The sequence below is a fragment of the Chryseobacterium flavum genome, from assembly GCF_003385595.1.
GTDB lineage: Bacteria > Bacteroidota > Bacteroidia > Flavobacteriales > Weeksellaceae > Chryseobacterium > Chryseobacterium flavum.
In genome coordinates, this window is sequence record NZ_QNUE01000002.1 from 118,674 (window position 1) to 136,149 (window position 17,476).

Below are 17,476 nucleotides of genomic sequence, written 5' to 3' on the forward strand. Positions count from 1 at the left end.
TGAAAGTTCTGCATTATGCATCCTGCACAATTCTGTACAGCTTATCAGATAAGCGAACTCTGAATGGAAGCTCCAAAGTAATCTGATCTCCCATCTTAGCGGTTTCACAAGGACCTCCATTAGCATAGATTTCAGTAATGGTAACTTGCTGTTCCCCCGTTGTAGGACCTGAAATTAATACTTTATCTCCAACTGATAACGCTTTATGCTCAATTAAAAACTGTGCAATTTTTGATTTTGAATAGTAATGTTCTGCTCTACCAATCAGTTCTTTTTTAACAGCAATCTTCTGGCGGATATTTTTTGTTTCAGCTTTTGCTAAAGGTTTATTTGGTAAATCACCAGACTTTTTAAATTTCAAAGCATCGGACTTTCCTTTCCTGAATACTTTGTTTCCTACCTGTTTGCCTTTTCTTAAACGCAATTGTTCCTCTAATGGTAAATGGATCGTTTCAAGGCATTCTGTAGAACAGCAGTTTTCCATTGCCGCCTTACATTCGTCACATTGAATAAACAATAAATGACATGCATCATTAGAACAATTGGTATGATTATCACATGGTTTACCACATTGGTGGCATTGCGAAATAATATCATCTGTAATCCTTTCACCCAGCCTGTGATCAAATACAAAGTTCTTTCCAATAAATTTACTCGGTATCCCCTCTTCTTTTATTTGTCGGGTATATTCAATAATTCCTCCTTCAAGCTGGTATACGTTTTTGAACCCCTGATGTTTAAAGTAGGCACTGGCCTTTTCACAACGGATTCCTCCTGTACAATACATCAACAGGTTTTTATCTTCTTTAAAGTCCTGCAATTGTTCATTAATAATCGGCAGACTCTCTCTGAAATTTTCCACATCCGGAGTAATAGCACCCTCAAAATGACCTACTTCGCTTTCGTAATGGTTTCTGAAATCTACTACGATCGTATTCGGATCTTCAAGAAGATCATTAAATTCCCTTGCTTTCAGATGAACTCCTTTGTTGGTAACATCAAAAGTTTCATCATTCAAGCCGTCAGCAACAATTTTATTTCTGACTTTTATAGTTAATTTTAAAAAAGAATAATTATCCTGATCTACCGCTACATTTAAACGGATTCCTTTCATGAAGTCATAAACTTCCAGCGTATTGCGAAAAGCCTCAAAATTATCAGCAGGTACACTCATCTGAGCGTTAATTCCTTCATGTGCAACATAAATACGTCCAAGAGCATCAAGTGCATTCCAGGCTATAAATAATTCGTCGCGAAATTTTTTGGGATCTTCAATTTTGGCATACGCATAGAAAGACAAAGTAAGACGGTCTTTACCGGCCTCATCAATAAGTTTAGCTCTTTCTTCTGCGCTTAAGGTGTTATACAGTTGCATGCTATAAACGTTTTAAGTGAGAAAAATATTTTTGCAAAGATAATAATTTTCCGGATTAAGATAAAATCAGGCCGGAACAGGAGGAAATAATGGACAGCACCTATGAGTTGGGTATGTTTTTTTTATTAAATATATTTAAAGAGGAGAAACTTTATTACTTTAATATTTTTTTAAGTTTTGTTAACTATGACATTAACAATTATGACATAATGTATAAAATGACATAACAGCCGTTAAATTTTAGTTAAAATTGAAACATAGCATACTAATTGCTTACTTATTTAACATTAAATTTGTTTACTCAAAAACATAAAAAGGAAATTAATTAATAAACAAGAAAGATATACAATGAAGAGTACTTTAAAAAAACTATTACCATTTGCAGTAGTTGGAGTCATTTCCGGAGCTACTACCGTTGGAGCAATACAATATTTTGGACATAATTCCAATAACGGGGATCAGTCTTATTTTACAACGGCAGCACCTACGGCCACATTTGCGGGAATGAATACCGGAGCAGTGGGTGATGATTTCGTAAAGGCAGCAAAAACAACAGTTCCTGCTGTTGTTACTATTAAAAACTACCAGAACCGTACTTCGAGCAGAGCATCGGAGCAGGATCTGTTCGATTTTTTCTTTGGGGATCCATTTGGAGGAAGAGGCCAGCAAAGACAAAGGCAGCAGCAGGCTCCGGACAATATGCCATCAGGGATGGGTTCAGGAGTTATCATTTCCCCGGACGGATATATTATTTCGAACAATCACGTTGTGGCAGGTGCAAATAAACTGGAAGTGGTTTTAAGCAATAAGAAATCATATATTGCAACTCTGGTGGGAACAGACCCTAATACAGATATATCATTATTAAAGATCGAAGAAAAAGGTCTCCCTTATTTAAATTTTGCCAACTCAGATAATATAGAAGTAGGACAATGGGTACTTGCTGTAGGAAATCCGCTGGGCTTAAATTCAACGGTAACAGCTGGTATCGTTTCTGCCAAGGGAAGAGGGATCGGAATTTTAGGAAGTCAGGGCAAAGCTGCCAACCCTATTGAAAGTTTTATCCAGACGGATGCCGCAATTAATCCCGGTAACTCCGGTGGTGCGCTGGTAAATACTAACGGCGATCTTATCGGAATAAACTCAGCAATTCAGTCTACCACAGGATACTACCAGGGGTACGGATTTGCTGTTCCGGCTAATCTTGCCAGAAAAATAGTGGAGGATATCAAAAAGTTCGGAATTGTTCAGAGAGGATTCCTGGGAGTTCAGTCTTTAGATCTTTCAAACGATCAATTGGTAGCTGCTTACAATAAGCAAAATAAGACAAACCTGAAGGCCGGTTCAGGAGTATATGTTACAGGATTCGGGGATAACAGTGGTGCTGAAGATGCAGGTTTGAAAAAAGGAGACATCATTACTAAAGTAGATAATTATGCCATTACAGATTTTGCAGATCTTTCAATGTCGATCGGAAGCAAACGTCCCGGTGATAAAGTTCTGGTAACCTATGTAAGAGCCGGTAAGGAAAATACTACCACAGTAACCCTTAAAGATCAGAAAGGAGGCACTTCCACAAGAACCAAAGCAGACCTTAGTGTTACTGAAAAAATCGGTGCTGAATTCGATCCGCTTAATGACAGATTCAAAACTGAATATGGATTAAACAGCGGTGTGGTTGCTAAAAATGTAACAGAAGGAAGTGAGATGGCTAAAATAGGAATTGTAGACAACTACATCATTATAGAGATCAATGGCAAGCCGGTGAATTCACAAAAGGATGTTGAAAAAGTATTGGATAAATACCAGGGGAATGTACAGGTGAAATTTGTGGACGACTACGGAAGAATCTATACGAAAGGGTTTAAAATGCCTTAATTAAAACAAGTTTTCTAAATAAAAAATGCTCTGGAATCCAGAGCATTTTTTATTTAGTTTTATTCATTTTTTCAGCAATTCTTTTCTTCTTATTTCTTTCATAAATCACTTCTACAATTTTACCCCCTATCCAGGAAAACGGAAAAAAGGTGAGAAAAATGGAGATCTTATAAAATGTTGGATGATAAGGAAAAATAATAACATCCAGCATTGCGATAAAGAGCATGATAAAACCGATAAGAATAGCATAGGCTACTTTAGCATATTTAACGATGATAGCCGTTGCAACGCCACCGATGGTAGTTCCCAGTCCGGAAATAAACAAAAGGAAGCCGAAGAATGCCTTATCATCTTTCATGCTGAAAAGAAACCTCTGCCAGTGCTCAAACGGAGCAAAAGCTTCAAAAGTTACCCATTGCGGAAACGCCCTTATACCAAGAGTAATAATAAGCCCGGCTATACCAAGACCAATCAGCACCGCAATTGTATTTCTTATAAAATTCATTAATCCTGATGTGCAATCATAGAAATTTCAATATCCACATTTTTAGGCAGACAAGAAACCTGCACTGTCTCACGGGCAGGATAGCTATCTGCATCTAAATAAGACGCGTAAATATCATTCATTACGGCAAAATCATCCATATTCTTAAGGAAGATCGTTGCCTTTACAACATTTTTGAAAGTCATTCCGGCTTCTGTAAGAATAGCCTCCAGGTTTTTCATCACCTGATGTGTTTCTTTTTCAATTCCCTCTACCAATTTACCAGTTGCCGGATCTACAGGGATCTGACCGGATATATATAAAACTCCGTTTGCCATATTAGCTTGTGAATAGGGCCCGATAGCTGCAGGTGCGTTAACTGTATTGATTATTTGTTTCATACGGATATTTATTTTTTTATTAGATCTATACCATCTGTTTTTATGACTGCCACATCATATTATTAACAGTAATTTTTCAGGTTTATTTGACTGCAAATATAAAATTTATATTCTCAAATGACAATCTGAGATTAGAAAGGTGCATTAGGCTGGGTGAAGCTTCTGTCTTTGTATTTCAGGGCATCACTTAAAATATTGGCTTTTATCCCGATAAAGAAGTCATATACTTTATACTGTCCGAAAGGAACCCAGTTAAAATTAATGGTAAAACTTCGCTGATCTCTTGAGAAGCCGATTCTCGTGTATGCCAGTTGCTTTGTAACCATATCATAGTGGGTACTTCCATTGATATTCCAGTACGGGGTGAGCTTGATACTTCCATCCAGACCTATTGATGCAATCTTACTTCCAAATCTGTTCAGCCCTTTCGAATAAGCATAATTTGCATTAACATTTAAAGTCCATGCCTGATCAAAATGAGCATAATTATCATCGTCAAAATAATAATTTTCATTTCGGACCTCTCCTTTTGATGAATATTTTTTAGCATAATCTGTTTTCTCTCCAAAGAGCTCACTGCTTAAAGGATATGACAGCTGAATATTGAATCCCTGTACGCTGAAATGTCCGAATTCTTCTGTTCTTATCCCTGTATCCTGACCCGGAACAAATGCGATTCTGTACGGATCAAGAGTAAGGCTTGTATTAACTGTCAGTTTACTGTTAAAGAAAGAAGACTGTCCGTTTATGGAAATAATTGACCAGGGATGATCTTTAGCTGCAAAGTTATAGTTCCCTGAAAGGTTTAGTGATTCAAAGATTTTAATTTTTTTTACTCCGGTAGAATCTTTTTTAGACTTTACCTTCATTTCAATATTGTTTCCTATATTAAAACCTAACGCTCCCACCAATCCGCTTGACGGACTACCTACAATGCCTTTTTCAAAAATTGAATACGGAGTAAGTGCTCCGTTTGCATCATAATAATTTTTATAATATCCGAAATTCGGGCTTGAAAAATCAGGGGAATAAGTAAAGCCGATGCTTGGAGTCATCATATGTCTGACTGCCTCCACGGCAGATCCTTTTTTAAATTTCAGCATACCGTAAAGAGTTGTCTGAAGACTGGCCGTAGTAGAAAATGTAGAATATCCTGCAAATTTTTTATTGATCTCATCTACCGTAACATTCTTTACAGGGTCATAATATCTGTTTAATGATTTTGTGGTTAAGGCATTATCAATATTAGCACTTAAGCTGAAGGTAAAATATTTGGCCAAAGTAGTATTGGTTGCCAGTGCAATATTATTTTTTAGTCCGGTCTGCATCTTATCCCACATTGCTTTTGTAAACAATTCATTTTCCTGTGTATTGACAAAGTTTGTAAGGTTAAATCCTGTATTTACCGTAATATTTTCCAGAAGACCCTGTCTCACCCCGGTTTTTGATTTAAAAAGGTAAAATTGGTTTACCGCAACATTCATCTGTGGAAGGCGAAGATCAGCTAACCCTGTCGCAAAGTTTTGAGAATAGGATGCTGTTCCTGTAATGGTTATCGGTAGTTTTAAGAATCTCTTGGTAAGGGTTACCGTAGAGTTCTGTTGTGTATTCAATACATTTTGATTAAAAATATAATTGTTATTTAATGGATTATTGTAAAATTTAGTACTTACAATATCCACCGATGCGCTGAATGTTAGAAAAGGATTGGCTTTTGTATCCTGAGAGTGGGTCCAGTTAATCCTGTAGGTACTGTTTCTAGTGTAATCATCCAGCCCTTTTATCCCTCTTACCATAGTCCCCACGTCTGCATTAAAACTCCCCGAATAGCGGTATTTCTTCTGGTAATTCATCTGAGGACGCAGATTCCAGCTTCCTTTTGTATAAATATCTGCCAGTACTTTAAGGTCAAAATGTTCACCTATCGGCTGATAATATCCTATTCCGTTAAGGAAAAAACCAACATCTTCCCGCTCTCCAAAGCTGGGAATGAGAATACCTGCAGCCCTTTTTTCTGAAAACGGAAGAATCGCAAATGGCATAACCAATGGAGTCGGCACCTGTTCAATGTACATCTGAATAGGCCCCGTAACAATCTGCGATTTATTTTTAGATTTAATAAGCTTGATATTCGAAGCTCTCATAAAGTAATCGGCCGCAGTATCTTTTTTCTTGATAAAGTAATCATCCGTTGTATAATCTGCTCTTTTCATAGCAAATACAGAGTCATTATACTTTTTGGTTTTCTGCGCTATAATAACTCCTTCACTTTCTTCAGTCCGGGCATTATAAGCTATAGCCTGCTTCGTTTTGGTATTATAGCTGAATTCGCTTGTCTCATACTTTTTCCCTCCCTGCATGGTAATTACAGGTTCAATAATCTTTCCTAAAGAATCCTGTTTCCCACGGGCATAGATCATATTTTTGTTATCATCAATAGAAATATAATCTGCATCAATCTGCATATCCTGATACTTTACCTGGGCATTTTTATTGAGGAATGTCATTTTTTTTGGAATATCCCTTCTCTGATCATCTGCCTTTGTACGTAAAACATCATCCAAAGCTTCTTTTTTTGCAACTATGGTATCCTTTTTGGAAATAGTATCATTAACCTCATTTTTAGGCAATTTTTCAGGCGTTTCCTGTGCTAAAAAATTGTTAAAAATTAGGATAATTAAAATTTGTAATATATTTTTGAGGACGGTTTTGGCCAATTTTATTCTATATAATTAAGGCCCAAAATTAATATAATTTTTATAACTGTAAGATGCACAAACAAAATTTTAAAATAATTTTATCATTTCTCCTTATCCTTATCAGTAACCTTATTTTTTCCCAAAAGAAGTTTACAATCGTTCTGGATGCGGGTCATGGAGGAAGCGACCACGGGGCAAACAGGACCTATTCTGACATTGGAAGAGTTGCCGAAAAGGACATTACCCTCGCCATAACCTTAAAGCTTGGGGTAATGCTTGAAAAAAACAGAGATTTCAAAGTAATATACACCCGCAAATTTGATGAATATCCATCATTATCGGACAGAACGAATCTGGCTAACAGAAGTAAAGCCGACCTGTTTGTGTCAATCCACTGTAATTCTTCACAAAGGCCTACTGCATATGGCACTGAAACATACGTACAGGGGCCTAACCAAAATAATGAAAACCTTGAAGTTGCAAAAAGAGAAAATGATGTGATTTATCTGGATGAAAAGGATAAGCAGATTTTCGGATCATATAATCCTGATTCTCCTGAATCATTAATTGCTTTAAAGCTTCAGCAGAGCAAATACCTGGAATCAAGCCTCCTTCTGGGCGGATTGGTAGAAGACAATTTTGTGAATAAAGACAAAAGGTTTTCAAGAGGTGTATTTCAAAAGAACCTGCACGTTCTTCGTATGAACGCCATGCCTTCCGTACTTATAGAAACCGGATTTATCAACCATCCCGAAGAAAGCCATTATATTGCTTCTGATAAAGGACAAAGTGAAATCGCCGAAAGCATCTATAATGCAATCATTGATTATAAAAAAGCAATAGACCGTAAAACCGGCGGCGCTGTAGCCATCAAAAAACAGGAGCCTGAAAAACCGGCGGAAGTACCATTAAAGAATGACTTCAGAATCCTGCTTATGAGTTCTCCTACCAAATATAATGACGGAGATCCTGCACTGAAAGGACTTAATTATATTCTTACCATTAAAGAAAACGGGCAATACAAATACTACTATGCCGTAACCAATATGGCTTCCGTAAGGGATATCAACTTAAAATCTGCAAAAGATGCAGGGTTCAGAAATGCTTTTGCCGTAGGATTTATGCCTAACCAGAAAATAAGTATGGGCTATTATACTATAGAATTGTATGCAGGTGACAAACTGAATGGAAACTCTTATATCCTTCAAAACCTTAAAGACGTTGAAAGAACTAAAGACAGTGGTGTGTTCTATTATACTTATGGAAAAGTATATACTTTAGAGGATGCGGTCAAGCTTCAGAAAGAACTTGAAGGTAAAGGAATTAAGAATACTGTAATACAAAAAGTCTATAAATAATTAAAAATAATTTTGAAGTTAAAAAGTTAATTATTATTTTTGCAACCTCAAAATTTGGCCTATTCGTCTAGTGGTTAGGACTCAAGATTTTCATTCTTGCAACAGGGGTTCGATTCCCCTATAGGCTACCAAATTTTATATCATGCCGGATTTAAAAATACAAGAAGCAAAATTGCTTTTTAAGAAAATCCACTCTAACCCAAAAAGTTATGATTTAAAAATCAATGAAGACGGGATTACAGGCAGGGATGATAAAATAAGTTTCAGGCTTTACAGGACCGGAGAAAGGGTTGCTTTTGAAGTAACAATAGATGAATTCACTTTCACCAACACTACTGGAGAATGGAACAATGCGATGATCATGTTAGGAAACACGATCAAAAAACTTGAAAAAGAACAGGAAAATTTAAAAATAGAACAAGCAATAAATAAACTTAGAAAATACCTTTCAGAAGAAAATTAAAAATTTTTGAAAATAAATTTGGTAGTTTAAAAAAAAGTTTATAGTTTTGCACTCACATTTGAACGATATGGCAAATCATAAATCAGCATTAAAGAGAATTAGACAGAACGAGGCTAGAAGACTTCGTAACAGATACTACCACAAGACTGCTAGAACTGCAATGAAAGTCTTGAGAAATGAGGAAGATAAAGCTGCTGCAACAGAGCAACTGCCAAAAGTTATCGCTTTATTGGATAAATTAGCTAAGAAGAACATTATCCACAAAAACAAAGCTGCTAACTTAAAAAGCAAATTAACAAAACACGTTAATAAATTAGCGTAAAAGCATAGTAGGCCCGTTCGTCTATCGGTTAGGACCTCAGATTTTCATTCTGGTAAGAGGGGTTCGATTCCCCTACGGGCTACAAAACTAAGAGTTGATACTTGTAAAAACAAAAGCTAACACATCAGCTTCGGCTAATGGAAGATAGAGGGCCCGTTCGTCTATCGGTTAGGACCTCAGATTTTCATTCTGGTAAGAGGGGTTCGATTCCCCTACGGGCTACTAAACAGGACAAATGAAATATATTTTCATTTGTCCTGTTTTTTTTTAAAGGTAATCCGTTGTTTATCTGAAAGATATAGTTTGCGATTACGTTCATTCGGGCGGTTCGATAAGTTTTTCCGTCAAACTCCAATTTTTCAGGGAATATCGAACCAATCACAGCTCTCCTTGTATGGATTTCGCCCTCTCTATACAGTTTCGGGATATTTACGATACTATGTAAAGCCCTGTCTAAAGCCTTGTCGATATTGATGCTCTTAGTGTCCGAACCATCCTTGCTCAACTGTTCTTCCAAAGTTTCAATCCGTTCCCTGCATTCCTTTTTGATTTCGAGGTATTCCCCGTCATCAATGGTTTCCGCAAGCAGTTTGTTCCGTGCAACGGATAGCTTTGCGTTAAGGCGGTCTATTTCTTGTGCAATCCGTTTCTTTTCATCAAATGGGTTCTGCGCAAACTTTTTGTAGTTATTCAACAGCAGTTTTTTGAGAACGTTCTTTATGCCACCGTCCAATTCAAACTGAAACAACCCCTCTTCAAAAATATCGTTGGCAACTTCGGCTTTCTGACGGAAGCCACACGAAGAAACACAATGGTAATAGTAATAGCGGTTCGTTCTTCCTTTGGAAGCACTTCCCGTTAGGTTGCGACCACAGTCAGGACATACCAAGAAACCTCTTAGAGGCAGGTTTTTGTCCGAAAGTATTTTGGTGTTCGGATGTTCCATCCTTTTGTTTCCGTCCAATACAAGTTGCACCTTATTGAAAAGTTCTTCACTTATAAGCGGTTCGTGCTGACCTTGCACCAAATGGGCTTCCTCGTCCTTGAATTTTGCAATGAATATCTTGCCACAGTACAGCGGATTGCGTACAGCTACGTGGAAAGCACTTCTGCTCAATTTCGTTTGGCTCTGTGCATTCATTTTCTGCCGTACTTGGTCACAGGCGAACACGCCCTTAGCTATCTCGTTGAAAGCCCAACGCATACTTGACGCTTCGGGTTCTTTGGGAGCGATGTATTTTCGTCCGTCTTCTTTGCTCCTGTTGATGTATCCGAATGGTGCTTTCCCCATCAAACGCCCTTCTTTCCTTGCCCTGCGCATACCGTAGAATGTGTTCAATGCCCTGCGGTCGTTCTCCACTTCGGGAGCAGAAAGATATATCGCAAGCATCATCTTGTTTTCGGGAATGGAAAGGTCTAAGGGCTGTTCCACAGCCTGCGGTTCTATGCCAAGTTTGTTAAGTGTGCTAATCATCTGATAGGCATCACCTGCATTACGGCTGAACCTATCCCATTTGGTAAACAGGATAAGGTTGGTCTTTGAACTTTTCTTTTTAAGATTGTTCAGGAGTTTTGTCCATTCAGGACGGTTAAAGGTCTTAGCGGAATGGTCTTCATAGATAACCTGTCCGACAGCAATCTTATTGGTTGAACAAAATCGTTTCAAGCGTTCCTCTTGATCACGCTGTGAATATCCTTTGTCTGCCTGTTCATCGGTGGAAACACGTATGTATAAATCTGCTCTTTTCATCGCTAATCTCTTTAAATGGATAATGTGTCTTGGGGATTTGCTAATTTACGAAATAAATCATTCAACATCAAAGCATTCCCGAATAACTATCATCGTAAGGTTGTACAGAAATTCCATAATCAGTTCGGCTTCTTCCTGCCCCACGTCAATACCCTCTTTGCGGAGAAGCTCCATTGCTTCTTCGATAGGTATTTTCTCTATTTCCTTTCTCTCCTGCATCGCCTAACGCTGTGTTGTTATGGCTAAAATAGTTAGAGAAATAAGTCAGCCTCCCAATGTTGCAGTCAGAGGTCGTGTTTGGCGTGCAGAGGTAGTTTGTACAGTTTTTACACTTCTCCAATCCGACTTACATAGTCAAGTTTTGGTCTATTATGGCTTGGCATCATTTGTCGTTCAGAGGTAGCATTTGGCATTATGATGTATGATAATGGTTCACAACACATCCCCTTACTTTGTAAAGAAGCTACGGAGGTGTTTTAATGCGAAAAGACAAAGTATTTACGGACACGATAAAAACAGTTTCGGACTGTTTTTTTTTCGGCTAACTCCAATCCGTTTGCAGGACGGATTTCTCTGAACCCCTGTTCAGAGCAAGTTATCTCTTGAGGTCCTCGAAATGAATTTCAGTACCTCAAAAGCACTTGCCCTTGCAGGAGGCTGAAAACCGCTCCGAAGTCGCAGTTTTGGTTTAACATTAAAATGGATTTATTATGGAAGAGAAGAACAGAAAACAGATTAGGAAAACAGGAAGGAAACCGAAGAATGACCCTGCGGTCAATCGGTATTCCATTAACCTGAATGCAGAAGACAATGCCAAGTTTCTTGCCCTCTTTGACCAATCGGGAATGAAGATAATGGCACATTTCATTACGGCTTGCATCTTTCAGAAGACGGTAAAGACCGTAAAAATTGATATGAATGCAGTTGAATATCACACAGGACTGACCAAATTTTTCGGTCAGTTTCGGGGAATATCAACTAATTACAATCAGATTGTAAAGCTGTTGAACGCCAATTTTTCGGATAAAAAAGCATCGGCATATCTCTATAAATTGGAAAAGCAGACAGCAGAAATGAAAGAACTGTTGCTAAAGGTTTTAATTCTTTCCGATGAATTTGAAAAGAAATACCTAAACAAAGAGTAGAAATATGATTGCAAAAATCGGAAAGGGAAGCAATATGTACGGAGCGATTTTGTACAATCAGCAGAAAGTGGACAAGGAAAATGGAGAAGTTTTGTTGCTGAACAGGCTACCCGATACAATGGACGGCAGGTTTTCTGTAGCGTATTTTAATAAATGCTTTGAACCATATTTATCAGCAAATATCAAAACAGAAAAGACGGTACGCCATATATCGCTGAACCCAGATCCTGCGGATAAAATCAGCGATAATCAATTTACAGAAATGGCACAGGAATATATGGAGCGTATGGGCTACAGCAATCAGCCATATATTGTTTTCAAACATACGGATATTGACCGAACGCATATCCACATTGTTTCGACCTGTGTAGGCATTGACGGAAAGAAAATCCCTGATGATTACGACCATCCACGCTCAATGGCTATCTGTCGGGATTTGGAGCAGAAATACAACCTGCGCAAAGCCACCGAGCAGGAGCAGAAACAAGCCAACAAAGTTTTCAGACCTGTGGATTACCACAAGGGCGATATCAAAAGTCAGATAGCTTCGGTAGTCCGTCATTTGCCGAAGTATTACAGCTTTCCGACTTTGGGAAGCTATAATGCTTTGCTGTCGCTATTCAACATTATAGCGGAAGAAGTCAAAGGCAAGCGGAACGGTCAGACCGTAAACGGATTGGTCTATGTGGCATTGGATGACAATGGCAACAAGGCAAGCAATCCGTTCAAAGCATCGCTTTTCGGAAAAGATGCAGGCGTAGCACAACTGCAAAAACACTTTGAACAGTCCAAAGAGAAAATGAAAATCAACCCTGCAAGGAGTATCCTGAAAAACACGATAGAACTTGCCATACATACCACAAATAACGAAACAGATTTTAGAAAGCAATTGACCGAGCAAGGCATCAATACCGTTGTAAGACGTAATATTGAAGGACGAATTTACGGTATGACCTTTATTGACCACGAGAGCCGTAGCGTTTGGAATGGTTCAGCTTTGGATAGAGACCTATCGGCAAATGTCTTTAACGATTGGTGGAACAACGGAAATAAGCCCGAATTGAAGATACAGGACAGCCCAGTTTCCAATACGAACACAATAGACAACCAACCAAAAGACCTTTTTGGGTTTATTCCGCAGGAACATTCGTCTAATTTCGATTTGGGATTATTCAGCCTGTTACCCGATGCACAGGGCGTAGATTACGAGGAAGAACAGTTTGCTAATCGAATGAGGAAGAAAAAGAAGAAAGGGAGGAGGTTGTGAAAGTATATTGAAAAATACATTTTGTATGATGTCAATAGCTCATTTTAAACTTAAAATATAAATTTGTCTATAATATAAGTGTAGGAAATTGTGACAACAACCTTTATCACAATATGGCACGAAATGGTCAATAAACTACATTAAAAATCGTAACTATTTTCAGGGAAGATTACAATATCATTAGGGCTTTCTGGTTGTTGATTTAATTAAAGAATTAGTCAAGATGGTCGTATGCTACTAAGTAAGACAAATGGACTCAATCAGTAGAACTTGCAGATCAAATAAGATATTATCATTCTATCTTTAAATAAGGTATCTAGATGCAGATTTTTTTGTCCATAATCTGTAACATTTTAAGTTCTTCTGTATTTATCTATGTATAATGGAAATCTATTTTAATGGAATTCGAAAATCTATATAAAAAGTACTCGAGTAAAATATTCAGGGTTTGCTTTGGCTATTTCAATGATACAGAAAAAGCCAAAGACGTGATGCAGGATACTTTTATTACCGTATTCACGAACTTGAATGAGCTCAAACATAAAGAAAATATAGCTGGATGGATATACAGAATTGCGAGCAACAAATGCCTCAGGCAGATCGAGAACGAAAAGAAAAAACAACTTGTTAGGGAATATAGTTTTTTTGATCATGAGGAACTAGATCCTCGTCTGGAGGAGACTAACTTTGTTAGACTCCACCGTTGCATAGCTGAACTTCCGGATATGGACAGGCTGATAATAGGCTTTTATCTGGAGGATCTAAAGCAGGATAAAATTGCTGAAATATTAGGACTGAGCCACTCAAACATACGGGTTCGGATCCATAGGATAAAAGAAGTGTTATCGAAAAAAATGAAGGAAGATGAATAAGGATATCTTGGACTTAAAAAAAACTTGGCAATCATTGGAGATAGATCCGAATGAATCGTTCTATGATTTTAACCAAACTCTGCAACATTGGAGAAAAAGGAAAAGAATAATTGTTTTCCTCTGGTCCATTGCCGTTATACTTTTCTCAGGAATAAGCTTTGTCTACGTCATCTATACAGATGAATTGAACAGCATGAGCAAAAGCATTTCAGAGATTATCCTGCTCGTGATATCGGTTCATCTATTCGGATATTCTTGGCGGAGGATTACGAGAGAACGAAAAGAATATCTGTCAAACAGTACCGATTTTATCCGGACCCTTCCAGATATCCATATTAAGCAAGGGCAACGTGAGCTGATGATGTTCTGTATAGTGTCAACATTTTTTCTGATTGCGGTTTTTCTCTATTTTTTAGATTCATTGCTTCCCTCTCCTGTCAGCGTTATACTGTCATCAGCATTATTATTGATCCTTACAGGCATTCTATGGACAATATTGAAACAAATCCTTTGGAAAAGGATAAAAAGAAAGAACCAAAGATTATCGTCCAAAATAGCAGAAATTTTGCAATATGATTAAAAATATAGTTTTTCTTTTATTGATCTATATTCCATTTTTTGGGTTTGGTCAAACAAAAAGCATCCTCTTTAAAGGAGTTAATAGGAAATACATTATCTATACTCCGAAAGGCTATTCAGTTGATAGATCTTACCCGATAGTGTTCAATTTCCATGGTGGGGGGATGACACCTGCTGAGCAGATGCTCTATACAGGTATGAACAGAACAGCTGACAGGCATGGATTTATCGTTGTCTATCCAAAGGGGATAAACGAAGATTGGAATGTAGGCTATGGCATGTCCTACAGGGATGGAACTGACGATATAGGTTTCGTTGACAGCCTTCTTTCGCATATCGAAAAGGAACATAAAATTATAGAGAACAAGGTATTCGCTACCGGACTGTCCCGTGGAGGATTTTTCTGCCATAGGATTGCATCAGAACTGCCACATAGATTCTCAGCGATCGCAAGCATCGGCGCAAACCTTCCTGATTCAGTGGCCGTTTATCATAAGCCTCAAAACCCAATTTCTGTCCTTATGGTGAACGGAAAGGTAGATCAGTTAGTCAATTATGATGGAAAGAAAGGTGGCTATTTTTCAGCTAAGGATACTTATGAGTTTTGGAAAACGAACCTCTTTAATATAGCAGATGCTAAGCCTCTGCATATGGACAGAAAGTCTGTACATGGCAAATCGGTCACGATCCTGGAATCACAAAGCTGGGATCGAAACTTGACATTGATCACGATCGAAGATGGTGGACACACATGGCCTGGAGCAGATGACTTTAATATTGGCCTTCCGATCGGGCCTACATCAAAGGAACTCGATATCAATGAATATATGTGGAACTTTTTCAATAAAAATCAGTGAAAGCTGAGACTTTCACCGGAATGATTTCAAAGGATAAAAAAATGACATTCAATTATCTGTTGCGTAAAATTGCACCTTTTGGGAAACCAGATAGCCTTTTGAGGATGTTCAGAACATGTTATGTCCTGTTATGGATACTCCTGCCGTTAGCTGCTGCTAGTCAATCCCTGCAAGGTAAAATAGATGATCTCCTAAAACAGGAGAAACTCTCTGGCGCAGTTTATTCGACTATAAAAGACAGTCACATTACATCGTTTAGCTCCGGACTTAAAAATTTGGAGACGGGCGATCCAATGCTTTTGGACGATAAAGTTCATGTGGGTTCCTTAACCAAGACCTTCCTTGCAATAGGGATCTTGCGATTGGCTACCCTCAATATGCTCGATCTGGATGATCCAATAAAGAAATATTTGAAAGACCTGCCTATGGACAACCCTTGGGAAAGTTCCAACCCTGTTACGATTCGGCATCTGCTTGACCATACCTCTGGTATGTCCGACATTCGACTTTGGCACTTCTTCAGTACGGGGGCGACCGCTCAAACACCATTAAACGAGTTTTACGGAAGGAATCCTAAGGTACTGGACGTACATGTTAAACCCGGAACAATGTTTTCCTACTCCAATATAGGATATACGCTACTAGGCATGCTGATAGATACTATCGTAAAGGAGCCATACGAAGATTATCTCGACAGAAACCTTCTCCGGCCAATTGGTCTTAAGAACAGCTCTTTCCATTTCAGAACCCAGCACGAAGACAAAAAGCTGGCCATGGGGCATTTTGACAATGGAGATCCGGCCTTTGCTATGCCGATCTATGTTCGCCCTGCAGGCCAGTTTACAACTACAGCTGAAGATATGGGAACATTTTTGCAGTTTTTGCTCAACGGTGGACGATTAAATGACCAGGAATTCATCAAAAAAGAGTTCATCGATCAAATGGGATTACCGGTAAATACGATTGCCGCAAAAAATGGACTGAGATTGGGCTATTCTCTGGGAGCTCTATCCAGAGATCGCCATGGTGTTGTCGGAATAGCCCATTCGGGAAACACGATTGGCTTCAGGGCGATGTATTACCTCTTTCCAAAAGAAAAAAAGGCATTTTTCATAGCGCATAATATGGACAGCGAAACCGCCGATTATGATCTGTTCAATAAAACCCTGATCGATCATCTGGATCTGGACACTTTACGAGTGCAAATCGGTTCAGTAAAGAGTTCGTCGTCTGTACAGGATTCCGAATGGGAAGGCTATTATGTCCCTGTATTTACAAAGATTCATCCCATGGAACTCATCGATGTGATCAGCGGATATACTGTTGTGAAAAATAGCGGAAACGGTATTTCTATCCGACCCTTTCAAAAGAAAGAAATTTTTGCAAAGACAATAGGTAACGCGCTGTTTGTTGCACAGGGCAGAACAGCAGCTTCCCACTTGTTCTATAAGGATGGATCGGGCGTAACATTTCTCACAACCGGCACAATGACCTTAAAAAAGATAAGCAGCTGGAAAATCTACCTGAGCACGATCAGTGTTGTTCTTGGGGTCGTCGCGGCTTTACTCATGATTCTTAGTTTCATCATTAATTTATTCAGGAGAAAATGGAAATATTTCATGTCACCAGCTATGTTCTGTATTTCGACGTTGATATTGTTCACGTTATCCTTACTATTTGTATCAAGTATTGATATGATAAGAATAGGAAATAAATCCCCGCCCACTATGATGATCTATGCGTGTACCTTTTTACTTCCGGCTGGTTGTTTTATATCTCTGATAAAATATGGATCAACGCTAAGTAAGAGTATAAAACGTATTGATTTCTGGCTGATCGTTTTGGTTTCACAATTCGTTATAACACTCTGGTCATATAATCTGATACCCTTTGCAACTTGGGAATGATGGAATCAATGAACAGATCGCGGTTTATCCTGAAATATTTGGTTTAACATTAATTAATAATAAAATATAGTACAGTATGAAAAAGACAAATTTTAAGATTAGATTTTGCAAGACTTTAG

The 17,476-nt window shown here is 38.2% G+C and carries 16 protein-coding genes and 3 tRNA genes; 13 read left to right on the plus strand and 6 right to left on the minus strand.

The annotated features are described in order from the left end of the window. Nucleotides 1-13: 13 nt before the first annotated feature. On the minus strand, nucleotides 14-1,375 hold the full coding sequence (trhO, locus tag DRF59_RS02680) for an oxygen-dependent tRNA uridine(34) hydroxylase TrhO (protein ID WP_115956748.1): 1,362 nt from the start codon (nucleotides 1,373-1,375) through the stop codon (nucleotides 14-16). A gap of 348 nt (nucleotides 1,376-1,723) precedes the next feature. Between trhO and DRF59_RS02685 the strand changes: the two genes are divergently transcribed. Then, a complete protein-coding gene (locus tag DRF59_RS02685) occupies nucleotides 1,724-3,253 on the plus strand; it encodes a trypsin-like peptidase domain-containing protein (protein ID WP_115956749.1) in 1,530 nt (509 codons plus the stop codon). Between the two features lie 49 nt (nucleotides 3,254-3,302). Here the strand turns inward: DRF59_RS02685 and DRF59_RS02690 are convergent, their stop codons facing one another. The 3 genes from DRF59_RS02690 to DRF59_RS02700 all read right to left on the minus strand — a co-directional run bounded on the left by DRF59_RS02690 (nucleotide 3,303) and on the right by DRF59_RS02700 (nucleotide 6,855). Then, nucleotides 3,303-3,758: a hypothetical protein gene (locus DRF59_RS02690; protein ID WP_115956750.1), complete on the minus strand. Its 456-nt coding sequence runs from the start codon at nucleotides 3,756-3,758 to the stop codon at nucleotides 3,303-3,305. Then, nucleotides 3,758-4,138 (minus strand): RidA family protein, encoded by a 381-nt coding sequence (locus DRF59_RS02695; RefSeq protein ID WP_115956751.1) that lies wholly within the window; start codon nucleotides 4,136-4,138, stop codon nucleotides 3,758-3,760. Before DRF59_RS02695 ends, DRF59_RS02690 begins: the two co-directional genes overlap by 1 nt. Nucleotides 4,139-4,269: 131 nt before the next feature. Beyond that, nucleotides 4,270-6,855, minus strand: a complete 2,586-nt coding sequence (locus DRF59_RS02700; protein WP_115956752.1) for a putative LPS assembly protein LptD — start codon at nucleotides 6,853-6,855, stop codon at nucleotides 4,270-4,272. Nucleotides 6,856-6,908: 53 nt separating this feature from the next. On the opposite strand from DRF59_RS02700, the gene DRF59_RS02705 reads away from it, so the two are divergent. From DRF59_RS02705 to DRF59_RS02730, 6 genes are all read left to right on the plus strand, one after another. Beyond that, nucleotides 6,909-8,195: an N-acetylmuramoyl-L-alanine amidase family protein gene (locus DRF59_RS02705; RefSeq protein WP_185144895.1), complete on the plus strand. Its 1,287-nt coding sequence runs from the start codon at nucleotides 6,909-6,911 to the stop codon at nucleotides 8,193-8,195. A 56-nt stretch (nucleotides 8,196-8,251) separates the two neighbouring features. Further along, nucleotides 8,252-8,326, plus strand: a tRNA-Glu gene (locus DRF59_RS02710). Between the two features lie 11 nt (nucleotides 8,327-8,337). Continuing rightward, on the plus strand, nucleotides 8,338-8,658 hold the full coding sequence (locus DRF59_RS02715) for a hypothetical protein (RefSeq protein WP_115956753.1): 321 nt from the start codon (nucleotides 8,338-8,340) through the stop codon (nucleotides 8,656-8,658). Between the two features lie 67 nt (nucleotides 8,659-8,725). After that, complete coding sequence (gene rpsT, locus DRF59_RS02720) at nucleotides 8,726-8,980, plus strand: 30S ribosomal protein S20 (RefSeq protein ID WP_115956754.1); 255 nt, start codon at nucleotides 8,726-8,728, stop codon at nucleotides 8,978-8,980. A gap of 10 nt (nucleotides 8,981-8,990) precedes the next feature. Beyond that, nucleotides 8,991-9,062: transfer RNA gene (locus tag DRF59_RS02725), tRNA-Glu, on the plus strand. Between the two features lie 68 nt (nucleotides 9,063-9,130). Continuing rightward, nucleotides 9,131-9,202: transfer RNA gene (locus tag DRF59_RS02730), tRNA-Glu, on the plus strand. Here the strand turns inward: DRF59_RS02730 and DRF59_RS02735 are convergent. Next, complete coding sequence (locus DRF59_RS02735) at nucleotides 9,165-10,730, minus strand: recombinase family protein (RefSeq protein WP_115957009.1); 1,566 nt, start codon at nucleotides 10,728-10,730, stop codon at nucleotides 9,165-9,167. The genes DRF59_RS02730 and DRF59_RS02735 overlap by 38 nt on opposite strands. A 57-nt stretch (nucleotides 10,731-10,787) precedes the next feature. Then, a complete protein-coding gene (locus DRF59_RS20890) occupies nucleotides 10,788-10,949 on the minus strand; it encodes a hypothetical protein (RefSeq protein WP_167456637.1) in 162 nt (53 codons plus the stop codon). Nucleotides 10,950-11,440: 491 nt separating this feature from the next. On the opposite strand from DRF59_RS20890, the gene mobA reads away from it, so the two are divergent. The 6 genes from mobA (at nucleotide 11,441) to DRF59_RS02765 (ending at nucleotide 17,357) form a co-directional block, all read left to right on the plus strand. Then, a complete protein-coding gene (gene mobA, locus DRF59_RS02740) occupies nucleotides 11,441-11,875 on the plus strand; it encodes a conjugal transfer protein MobA (protein WP_115956755.1) in 435 nt (144 codons plus the stop codon). Between the two features lie 4 nt (nucleotides 11,876-11,879). Beyond that, a complete protein-coding gene (mobB, locus tag DRF59_RS02745; protein ID WP_115956756.1) occupies nucleotides 11,880-13,142 on the plus strand; it encodes a conjugal transfer protein MobB in 1,263 nt (420 codons plus the stop codon). A 398-nt stretch (nucleotides 13,143-13,540) separates the two neighbouring features. After that, nucleotides 13,541-14,014: an RNA polymerase sigma factor gene (locus tag DRF59_RS02750; protein WP_115956757.1), complete on the plus strand. Its 474-nt coding sequence runs from the start codon at nucleotides 13,541-13,543 to the stop codon at nucleotides 14,012-14,014. Further along, nucleotides 14,007-14,594 carry a hypothetical protein gene (locus DRF59_RS02755; protein ID WP_115956758.1) on the plus strand — a complete coding sequence of 196 codons (588 nt, stop codon included), beginning with the start codon at nucleotides 14,007-14,009 and terminating at the stop codon, nucleotides 14,592-14,594. Before DRF59_RS02750 ends, DRF59_RS02755 begins: the two co-directional genes overlap by 8 nt. After that, nucleotides 14,587-15,450, plus strand: a complete 864-nt coding sequence (locus DRF59_RS02760; RefSeq protein ID WP_115956759.1) for an alpha/beta hydrolase family esterase — start codon at nucleotides 14,587-14,589, stop codon at nucleotides 15,448-15,450. The genes DRF59_RS02755 and DRF59_RS02760 overlap by 8 nt, the downstream gene beginning before the upstream one ends. 104 nt (nucleotides 15,451-15,554) lie before the next feature. Continuing rightward, nucleotides 15,555-17,357 carry a serine hydrolase domain-containing protein gene (locus tag DRF59_RS02765; RefSeq protein ID WP_241505471.1) on the plus strand — a complete coding sequence of 601 codons (1,803 nt, stop codon included), beginning with the start codon at nucleotides 15,555-15,557 and terminating at the stop codon, nucleotides 17,355-17,357. Nucleotides 17,358-17,476: the final 119 nt, after the last annotated feature.

What these genes read in the sequence shown, in the direction of transcription:
- DRF59_RS02735 (WP_115957009.1), bottom strand. Translation starts at nt 10,730, where the DNA reads ATGAAAAGAGCAGATTTATACATACGTGTTTCCACCGATGAACAGGCA.
- DRF59_RS02690 (WP_115956750.1), bottom strand. Translation starts at nt 3,758, where the DNA reads ATGAATTTTATAAGAAATACAATTGCGGTGCTGATTGGTCTTGGTATA.
- trhO (WP_115956748.1), bottom strand. Translation starts at nt 1,375, where the DNA reads ATGCAACTGTATAACACCTTAAGCGCAGAAGAAAGAGCTAAACTTATT.
- DRF59_RS02685 (WP_115956749.1), top strand. Translation starts at nt 1,724, where the DNA reads ATGAAGAGTACTTTAAAAAAACTATTACCATTTGCAGTAGTTGGAGTC.
- DRF59_RS02760 (WP_115956759.1), top strand. Translation starts at nt 14,587, where the DNA reads ATGATTAAAAATATAGTTTTTCTTTTATTGATCTATATTCCATTTTTT.
- DRF59_RS02765 (WP_241505471.1), top strand. Translation starts at nt 15,555, where the DNA reads ATGTTCAGAACATGTTATGTCCTGTTATGGATACTCCTGCCGTTAGCT.
- mobB (WP_115956756.1), top strand. Translation starts at nt 11,880, where the DNA reads ATGATTGCAAAAATCGGAAAGGGAAGCAATATGTACGGAGCGATTTTG.
- DRF59_RS02695 (WP_115956751.1), bottom strand. Translation starts at nt 4,138, where the DNA reads ATGAAACAAATAATCAATACAGTTAACGCACCTGCAGCTATCGGGCCC.
- rpsT (WP_115956754.1), top strand. Translation starts at nt 8,726, where the DNA reads ATGGCAAATCATAAATCAGCATTAAAGAGAATTAGACAGAACGAGGCT.
- DRF59_RS02750 (WP_115956757.1), top strand. Translation starts at nt 13,541, where the DNA reads ATGGAATTCGAAAATCTATATAAAAAGTACTCGAGTAAAATATTCAGG.
- mobA (WP_115956755.1), top strand. Translation starts at nt 11,441, where the DNA reads ATGGAAGAGAAGAACAGAAAACAGATTAGGAAAACAGGAAGGAAACCG.
- DRF59_RS02755 (WP_115956758.1), top strand. Translation starts at nt 14,007, where the DNA reads ATGAATAAGGATATCTTGGACTTAAAAAAAACTTGGCAATCATTGGAG.
- DRF59_RS02715 (WP_115956753.1), top strand. Translation starts at nt 8,338, where the DNA reads ATGCCGGATTTAAAAATACAAGAAGCAAAATTGCTTTTTAAGAAAATC.
- DRF59_RS02705 (WP_185144895.1), top strand. Translation starts at nt 6,909, where the DNA reads ATGCACAAACAAAATTTTAAAATAATTTTATCATTTCTCCTTATCCTT.
- DRF59_RS20890 (WP_167456637.1), bottom strand. Translation starts at nt 10,949, where the DNA reads ATGCAGGAGAGAAAGGAAATAGAGAAAATACCTATCGAAGAAGCAATG.